General features: G+C 40.2%; 3 protein-coding genes and 1 pseudogene. All 4 read left to right on the top strand.

Translation table 11 applies throughout. The annotated features are described in order from the left end of the window. The coding region (locus Q0257_RS02245) for a type IV secretion system DNA-binding domain-containing protein (RefSeq protein ID WP_298021033.1) at positions 1-747 on the top strand (747 nt) is incomplete at its 5' end. 2 nt (positions 748-749) lie between these two features. Continuing rightward, a complete protein-coding gene (locus Q0257_RS02240; protein WP_298021032.1) occupies positions 750-878 on the top strand; it encodes a hypothetical protein in 129 nt (42 codons plus the stop codon). After that, positions 879-1,529 carry a VirB8/TrbF family protein gene (locus Q0257_RS02235; RefSeq protein WP_297997890.1) on the top strand — a complete coding sequence of 217 codons (651 nt, stop codon included), beginning with the start codon at positions 879-881 and terminating at the stop codon, positions 1,527-1,529. Further along, a pseudogene (locus Q0257_RS02230) lies at positions 1,526-1,850 on the top strand (type IV secretion system protein VirB9); the annotation flags it as partial. The gene Q0257_RS02235 and the pseudogene Q0257_RS02230, both read left to right, overlap by 4 nt.

Below are 1,850 nucleotides of genomic sequence, written 5' to 3'. Positions count from 1 at the left end.
AAGCAAGAGGGTCAAACGCTCACGTTAAGCGACTTTATTATTTCGCTTCCAAGCGACAATAACGAAAAATCAAGGCTGAAAATCAGATTTGATAATTACAAGGGCTCAATATTCGACAACAAAGAAGATGCTCTAAATTTTACCAAACAGCTATCAGTGCTAAATATGGACGGCATACTACAAAACAAAAAGACTGCCGGGCTTACGGCCATATATATTTTTCATAAGCTAAAAAATAAAGCCAAAAATAGCGCAGATAAGCGCGGCTTCTTTTGCTTCATAGACGAATTAAAGGATTATTTGCAGGACGAGACGATGCAAGAAAAAATCCTTGAGGCGATCCTAGAAGTCAGAAAAATCGGCGGGGTAATGTGTATGGGTTTTCAAAATATGAGCTTATTTAATAACATCGAACGCGGTTCGTCGTTTTTGGATAATATCGCAAATTTTGTCATTTTTCCGACCAATAGCGAAGAAACGTTAGCGGAGTTAAACGCAATGATAGGGCTAACGCCGACGGAGGCTAAATTTTTAAAAGAGACGAACTCGAATGCGAGGCAGATACTACTAAATATGAAATTAAGAAGCGAGAGTGCAAAATTGGATATAGACCTATCGAGGCTCGGAAGCTACCTACGGGCATTTTCTTCAAGCTCGGACAACGTAATGCTTTTAAAGCAGCTTAAAGACGATAGCCCGATCCACTGGCGAAAACACTATATAGAATTTAAAGAAAATAGGAGTTAAAGATGAAAAAAGTAGCGATTATTGCAGTAATAGCGATATTAACGGCATTTTTAAGCGGATGCGCAGACAAACCTAGCAAAATAGAAAGAATTAGTCCTTGCGCTTGCTATGATTTTATAAAGGTGGGATAAATGGCATTCGAAGAGAAGAAAATCGACCCAAATTTTATTTTTAGAGCCGAAAGAAGCATTAAAGCGTACATGTTTTATACGATCATAGCTCTTGCGGTCGTAAGCGTAAGCCTAGCGGTAGCAATAGCTCTTTTAACGCCGCTAAAAGAGACGAAGCCAGTTTTGCTTAAATTTTCAGACGGTGACTCCCGCTTCGTAACCATAGACGATACGAATCTAAACGTCCGTAGCAACGAAGAGTTGCTAAAAAGCATTTTAGCCGGATACGTTAAAAACAGAGAGATGATAAACCGCATAGACGATGTCGAGCGCTATAACGAGATACGCACGCAAAGCAGCAGGCAGGTATGGGAAGCATTTCAAAGTTTAGTAAGCGATCCCAACTCAATTTATACGACTAAAAATTACTTCCGCAACATTCAAATTTTAAACGTAGCCGTTTTAAGCCAGAACGTAGCAACAGTCGATTTTCAAGCCGAGATCACAAACCCTACGCGCACTGAAGTAAGTTATAAAAAATATAGAAGCGCGATAGAGTACGACTTTCACAACCAAAGCAGCACATACGCCGATACGATGAAAAACCCTACCGGTTTTATTGTAAGCAAATACCAAGTAACGCAAATCTTGGATGAAAAGGGCTCAAAATGAGAAATTTAATAAAACTTTCGATCGTCTCGGCACTTGCTTTAAATTTAAGCGCGGCCGAGCCTCAAGAGGGACTAAGCGAAGAACAGATGAATCAAATCCGCGCCATTATGCGCCAAACGCAAGAGCTGGTAAACGAGCAGCAGCAAAACGGCTCTATGGGCGAAGATATATTTAACGATAAAAACAAAGACGTAAACAACAATATACAATCGAATTTTAAAATAAATCCGCTCGGACTATACAAACAAAGGCAGCAGCCGCAAGGGGCAAAATTTAACGACCCTAACGGCGGGCAAATTCCCGAACAAGACATAATAGACT

The organism is uncultured Campylobacter sp. (assembly GCF_938018035.1).
Classification (GTDB): domain Bacteria; phylum Campylobacterota; class Campylobacteria; order Campylobacterales; family Campylobacteraceae; genus Campylobacter_B.
Note: the sequence above shows the minus strand (reverse complement) of the source record. Positions and strands in the feature narration are given on the sequence as shown.

Coding starts and splice junctions, on each gene's coding strand:
- Q0257_RS02240 (WP_298021032.1), top strand. CDS start 750: ATGAAAAAAGTAGCGATTATTGCAGTAATAGCGATATTAACGGCATTT.
- Q0257_RS02235 (WP_297997890.1), top strand. CDS start 879: ATGGCATTCGAAGAGAAGAAAATCGACCCAAATTTTATTTTTAGAGCC.